Annotated in this window: 6 protein-coding genes; 5 read left to right on the top strand and 1 reads right to left on the bottom strand. The window is 36.1% G+C overall.

Translation table 11 applies throughout. From position 1 onward, the window contains the following. Nucleotides 1–231: 231 nt before the first annotated feature. Entirely contained in the window at nucleotides 232–1,050 is an 819-nt protein-coding gene (locus tag I215_RS04635) for a hypothetical protein (protein WP_008990800.1), read from the bottom strand. A 185-nt stretch (nucleotides 1,051–1,235) separates the two neighbouring features. Here I215_RS04635 and I215_RS04630 point away from each other — a divergent pair, with 185 nt between their 5' ends. From I215_RS04630 to I215_RS04610, 5 genes are all read left to right on the top strand, one after another. After that, complete coding sequence (locus I215_RS04630) at nucleotides 1,236–2,114, top strand: PPK2 family polyphosphate kinase (protein WP_008990799.1); 879 nt, start codon at nucleotides 1,236–1,238, stop codon at nucleotides 2,112–2,114. Between the two features lie 203 nt (nucleotides 2,115–2,317). Then, the gene (locus I215_RS04625; RefSeq protein WP_008990798.1) at nucleotides 2,318–3,967 is read left to right on the top strand and encodes a solute:sodium symporter family transporter; all 1,650 of its coding nucleotides are present in this window, start codon (nucleotides 2,318–2,320) and stop codon (nucleotides 3,965–3,967) included. A gap of 131 nt (nucleotides 3,968–4,098) precedes the next feature. Beyond that, on the top strand, nucleotides 4,099–4,827 hold the full coding sequence (pxpA, locus tag I215_RS04620) for a 5-oxoprolinase subunit PxpA (protein ID WP_008990797.1): 729 nt from the start codon (nucleotides 4,099–4,101) through the stop codon (nucleotides 4,825–4,827). Continuing rightward, nucleotides 4,820–5,545, top strand: coding sequence for a 5-oxoprolinase subunit PxpB (gene pxpB, locus I215_RS04615; protein WP_008990796.1), 726 nt, complete (start codon nucleotides 4,820–4,822; stop codon nucleotides 5,543–5,545). The genes pxpA and pxpB overlap by 8 nt, the downstream gene beginning before the upstream one ends. Continuing rightward, entirely contained in the window at nucleotides 5,538–6,383 is an 846-nt protein-coding gene (locus tag I215_RS04610) for a 5-oxoprolinase subunit C family protein (protein WP_008990795.1), read from the top strand. Before pxpB ends, I215_RS04610 begins: the two co-directional genes overlap by 8 nt. Nucleotides 6,384–6,497: the final 114 nt, after the last annotated feature.

Genomic DNA, 6,497 nt, shown 5'->3' with positions numbered 1-6,497 from the left:
AAGTTAACAGAAGGAGCTTGCATCCCATCGATACGACGTGATCAATGGGTTTTACGCTCTGATTTATAAAGTAAATTACAATACACACCATTTGGTATTTTCCCATGTTTTCAATAATTTCATGTAACTATATTTTAGAGACATCTGGAGAATAATACAAAAGTCTGGTCAGCGAAAAAATGAGAGCTTCCAAATTCTAACCAACAAAATAGGAAGCTCTAACAATTTTGGTTATAGGTTACTTTGGGCACATTTCTTAAGTACTTCAAGTAATTTTTCTTGGGTTTCAATGGTAATTTGAACGTAGTGATTTCTAGTCTGTGTTAGATTTTCTGAGTTAAGAACTGCATCTTCCCGAGAGTATCCGCCATTTAATACTTCCTGAATGTTTACACAACCAAAGCCTTTAAATAGTTGTTTATAGTCTTTCTCGAGGTCGAATAGTTTTTGCTCCACTAGATGTTTTAATTTTATCTGCTGCTCTAGTTCTAGTTGCCTATTCACTCTAGCTTGTTCAGCTAACTGTCTTTGTTTAACTATTTTTTCTTCTAATTCTTGTTGTTGTTCCAGTAGACGTTGCTTTTCTAATTCGAGCTTTTTTTGCTGCTCCAAGTAATTGATAGTTTCTGTATTATTACCTTCTTGTGTGATAGCCAGTTCTGGACTGTAATCAATAGAAGAAGTGGTTCCACCACTTGTACAAATATCCAATTTGGACATTAAAGTTTGTAAATGCTCATAGGCATGTTGGGAATAGAATCTCCCTGCTTCCCAATCTGCAGGATCCGTTGCCTGTGTTAAATTATCTAATCCATCTAGAATTGCGGGTACGGCATCTGAGCATCCACAGGCTTCTACCAATGTTTTGGTTTTTCCCAAAGCCTCTAATGCTCTATCTGCATAATACTTTTGATGATCAAAGTTGTCTGAGCTTAACGATTTTTTGGTATGGGAAAGCGCATAGGTGGCTTGGGAATACGCAGATCCGCATTGGGCATTGGTGTACTGAGCTATAAAAATAAGGAGGAAAAACAGGGTTGTTTTCTTCATGACATTATGTAATTAAGTTCAATTATTTTGGGTGAAACAATAATACAACTTAAATTGTAATTCGAAAAACCTTTGTGGTGAACTTCCTTTAAATAGTTGCTAAAGTTAGCTATCAAAGGGTAAAAGTTGTGCTAGTTGGAAATTATGCGATTAAAGCCTTTTGCGATTATTAAATTTGACAGTATATGGATAAAATTAAAACTTCAGATTATCGAGTAGATCAAACGATTCATCTCAAAGATATAGCTACCCTTAATATGTTAAGCAGTACTGAGAAAAAATTAAAAAAGCGTCTACGAGACACACGTGACAAGCTCAGTAAATTACAAGACGTCTTTTATGCTCATAATAAGTATAGTGTGTTAATCTGTTTTCAAGGTATGGATACTGCGGGGAAGGATAGTCTTATACGAGAGGTTTTCCAAGATTTTAATTCGCGAGGTGTAGTGGTTCATAGTTTTAAAACACCCACCTTTAAGGAAAAGCAGCATGATTATTTATGGCGTCATTATGTAGCTCTTCCTGAAAGGGGAAAGTTTGGAGTTTTTAATCGTACTCATTATGAAAACGTCCTAGTTACAAGAGTGCACCCAGAATATATAATTGGGGAGAATATACCAGGGATCAATAGCGTTGAGGATATTGATGAAAAATTCTGGGAATCTCGATTTGAGCAAATTAATAACTTTGAAAAGCACCTTGTTGCAAATGGCACAATAATCTTTAAGTTTTTCCTTCATCTATCCAAGGAGGAACAAAAAAATCGGTTATTAAGGAGGTTGATTAGAGAGGATAAAAACTGGAAGTTTTCACCTGGTGATTTAGAAGAAAGAGAATTATGGGATAAGTACCAAGATTATTACGAAAAAGCCATTAATAATACCTCTAGCAAAGAAGCTCCGTGGTACATCATTCCAGCTGATAATAAAAAAGCAGCACGTGCCATTGTAGCAGACATTCTTTATGACGAATTAAAAGTCATCGAAGAAGTTCAATACCCAACCTTGGACCCGAGTATCAAATCGCAAATTGAACATTATAAACAAGTATTAAACCAGCAATAACCTTTTAATTCAAATTGAAGGTTATTTTCCAGGAAAGAAGGATAGGCGTTACTTTTAAAATTGTCTGATATAGCACAATTAAAGGTGTTAAAATCACAACAATTTAGATTGGTGTTGAGAAAATTTGAGGTTTGTTAAGTTGACAAACAGCAAATAAGTTTATCTTCGCAACCTAACTTAAACTTAAACTAAAATTATTTGGCATGGCAATACTTACTTTTGTAGGCTTTACTCTTTTAGTAGCGGTAATAGCTTATTTTGCTACTCGAAAAACAAATGAAAAGACTTCAGATGGTTATTTTTTAGGAGGTAGAAGTCTTACCGCTGGTGTGGTTGCGGGTTCACTATTGCTAACCAACCTTTCCACTGAACAAATTGTCGGGCTTAATGGACAAGCTTTCTCAGAAGGGCTTTCTGTAATGGCATGGGAAACTTTGGCTGCAATTTCGATAGTAGTTACGGCCATTTTTTTATTACCAAGGTATTTGAAGGGTGGCCTCACTACAGTTCCACAATTTTTAGAAATACGATATGATAAGACTACTAAATCTATTGCTTCTGGATTATTTTTATTAGGGTATGTAGTAATTCTGCTGCCGATTGTATTGTATTCTGGTTCGATAGCAATATCTGATATGTTCGATATTCCAACTCTTTTAGGAGTTTCTCATGAGGTCTCTATTTGGATATGTGTGTGGGGAATAGGAATTATTGGGTCCATATATGCCATTTTTGGTGGTTTAAAGGCAGTTGCAGTTTCAGACACTGTAAATGCAGTGGGTCTACTTATTGGAGGGCTAATGATTCCTGTGTTTGGATTAATGGCTATTGGTGATGGCTCTGTGACCGAAGGGATAACAACATTGATGGCTGAGGCTCCTGAGAAATTTAAATCAATGGGAACGCCTACCAATTCAGTTCCATTTAGTACAATTTTCACAGGGATGATGTTGGTTCAACTGTTTTACTGGGGTACCAATCAAGCAATTATCCAACGTTCTTTGGCTGCTAAAAACTTAAAAGAAGGACAGAAAGGACTTTTATTAGCTGCATTTTTTAAGATAATGGGACCCCTAATTGTGGTTCTCCCTGGTATAATTGCATATTACTTATTAGGAAATGAAATAGATACCCCTGATAGAGCATATGCTTTGCTTGTAAATGCCGTTTTACCAAAAGTGTTTTTAGGGTTTTTTGCAGCAGTTCTGTTTGGTGCCATATTAAGCTCTTTTAATAGTGCTTTAAATAGTTCAATTACGTTGTTTTCAATTGACTTCTATACTGAATATATTAAAAAAGATGCATCCGAGCTAGATGTGATTCGTAAAGGAAAATATTTCGGAATTTTTCTTGCCATACTTTCAATGCTTATTGCACCATTAATCGCAAAGGCACCCCAAGGATTGTTTGGCTATCTTCAAGAGGTGAATGGTTGTTACAGTATACCGATTTTAACTATTATCGTTGTTGGTTATTTGACTAAAAGAGTTCCTGCATTAGCCGCGAAAATTGGTATACTCTCTGGTAGTTTACTTTATATAATTAGCCAATTTATCATAAAACCTATTGTGACTAATAATGCAGTGGAAGCCGCTATGTCCTCAGGTGTTACTGACGCCGCGGAATTAGCTCTTGTAGAATCGCAGGCTTACCCACACTATTTGCACGTTATGGCAATTTTGTTTGTAACAAACATTTTGATCATGTTAGTGATTGGGAAATTATATCCGAGAAAAACTGACTTTGTACTTGAATATACTGAGAAAGTCAACATTGAACCTTATAAATATTTAGTTCCTGTTGGGTTGTTCATCTGTGCGACGGTAATCGGTATTTATTACTACTTCGCTTAAAAGAGATTTATAAAAAAATAAGCCCTTTATGGGCTTGTTTTTTTATAAATAACTCTGAAATTATGATAACCTTGTGTGAGTACGTGGATTTTTAGTATTTTTAGTCAAAATGCTATAAACAAGATATATTTATGCTGAGACCAGCACTGAATTGCGATTTAGGTGAGGGAACTAATAATGAAGGATACATCATGCCTTTGATAAATTCCTGTAGTATTGCTTGTGGAGGGCATGCTGGTGATCTTAAGAGCATGGAAAACGCTATAATGCTTGCCAAAGAAAACAAGGTTTTTGCAGGGGCGCATCCTTCGTTTCCAGATCGCGAAAATTTTGGCAGGGTTCACGTGAAGATGAATGATCAGGAATTTGTTTTAAGTATTAGAAAGCAACTTAATACTCTTGATCTTTTACTACAAAAGCATCAAGTACCTTTGCATCATATTAAGCCGCACGGCGCTCTTTATAATGAGATTGCTATAGACTCCCAGGCTTCCAAACGATTTCTAAACGCCATTAGAGAATACAAATCCAAATGTTTTTTATACGTGCCCTTTGGGTCTATGATTGAAAGAATTGCAAAAGAACAAGGCTTTGCTATAAAATATGAAGCCTTTGGTGACCGTTGTTATATGGATAATCTTAGTTTAATGCCTAGAACGAGCCCTGGTGCTGTAATTAGGGACAAGAAACAGGTATATAAGCAGATTCGGAACATTTGGATTCAAGGTAAGGTGGAAACCATTACGGAAAATAAAGTGGATTTAAAGGCCGATACCTTTTGTATTCACTCAGACACGACAAACGCAGTTGTTATACTTAAGTTTTTACAAGAACAATTTCAAAAATCTGATTTTGGATAAATTTAAACTTTCATACAAACCCTATGGACAAAACGCACTTCTGATTGAATGGCCAAGGATGATTAATGAGTCAGTTCTGCAGGATATATTGAGGTTTAAACAGCTCATTGCAGTTGATTATCCTGAATTAGAACAGATTCCAGCTTATAATTCCCTTTGCCTAGTGGCTCGGACACCAATTGATTTTAATAAACTTACCAGGGGTATTATGGCAATTTATGCTGAAGGTTTCATCTTGCCTTCACACAGTAAAAAAGTATGGGAAATTCCTGTGTGTTACGACTTGAGTTTTGGGATCGATATGGAAGAATTTTCTTTACAGAAGAAAATGTCGATTCAGCATATTATTGACCTCCATACAAGGCCCGTCTATACCGTCTATTGTATTGGATTCTTACCAGGTTTTATGTATTTAGGGGGGCTAAACAGTTCCTTAATTCAACCTCGACGCTCTGAGCCGAGACTAAGAATACCTAAGGGATCTGTTGGCATTGGAGGGGAGCAAACTGGTGTATATCCACAAGAATCGCCAGGTGGTTGGAATATTATAGGGAATTCTCCAGTGCCATTGTTTGATCCTTCAAATGAGAAGCCTTGCAAGATTTCTGTGGGTGATGGAATTAAATTTTATCAAATTGATAAAGCACAGCACGAGTTGATAAAGATTCAAACAGAAACAAAAATCTTTGAATTTAAATCCTACCTGAGTGATGATTGAGGTACTAAAGACAGGTTTTTTAACCAGCATACAGGATAGAGGACGTTATAATCACAGGCATCACGGTGTGCCTATAAGTGGTGTCATGGATGAAATCTCCGCTAATATGGCTAATGCATTACTCGGAAATAGTATAGAGGATGCGGTTATGGAAATCACCCTTAGTGGTCCAGAGTTATTATTTGAATCAGATGCGATTATTACTTTATGCGGAGCCTTTATGTCACCAACTATTAATGAAAAAGAACTGCTAAATGATGAAGTTTATCATATTAAAGCGGGATCGGTATTAAAATTTGGAAGGCCTAGTCGAGGAATACGTTGTTATCTAGCTGTTTCAGGTGGGTTTCAAACAGAATTTGTTTTAGGGAGCCGTTCTTGGTATAGTTCTGTTACCCCAGTAGAAAGTCTTTATGTAGGGATGCATTTACCGCTTTCAAAAAAATCTGGTTTAAAGAAAGACTCAGGGTCGAGGGTTAACTCTGGTCATAATTACAATTCAAATATCATAGAGGTGGAGAAGGGGCCTGAATTTAACCTATTGTCGGAACATCATAAGGCGCAACTTCTAAATGGTATTTTTAATATTTCCAAGCAGAACAACCGTATGGCCTATCAGCTAAAACAACAAATTTTAAAACATTCGTATTCAATTCTAACTTCATCAACTCTACCCGGCACAGTGCAATTGACACCTTCTGGTAAATTAATCATTTTGATGAAAGATGCTCAGACCACTGGAGGCTATCCAAGGATTTTACAGCTAACAGATGCTTCCATAGCACTGCTTTCACAAAAAAGCACCTCGGATGAAGTCGATTTTGTATTAAAACAATAATTTGAAAGGGACTTTGGTTAGATTTGCGAAAGAAATATTCTTTAAAAAGACTGTTAAATGTTATAGTACAATAGGCAATGTAGTAGTGTTTTTACTTGATTTTAAGGGATTTTA

Origin of the sequence: Galbibacter marinus (assembly GCF_000300875.1) — a bacterium.
Lineage (GTDB): Bacteria > Bacteroidota > Bacteroidia > Flavobacteriales > Flavobacteriaceae > Galbibacter > Galbibacter marinus.
Note: the sequence above shows the minus strand (reverse complement) of the source record. Positions and strands in the feature narration are given on the sequence as shown.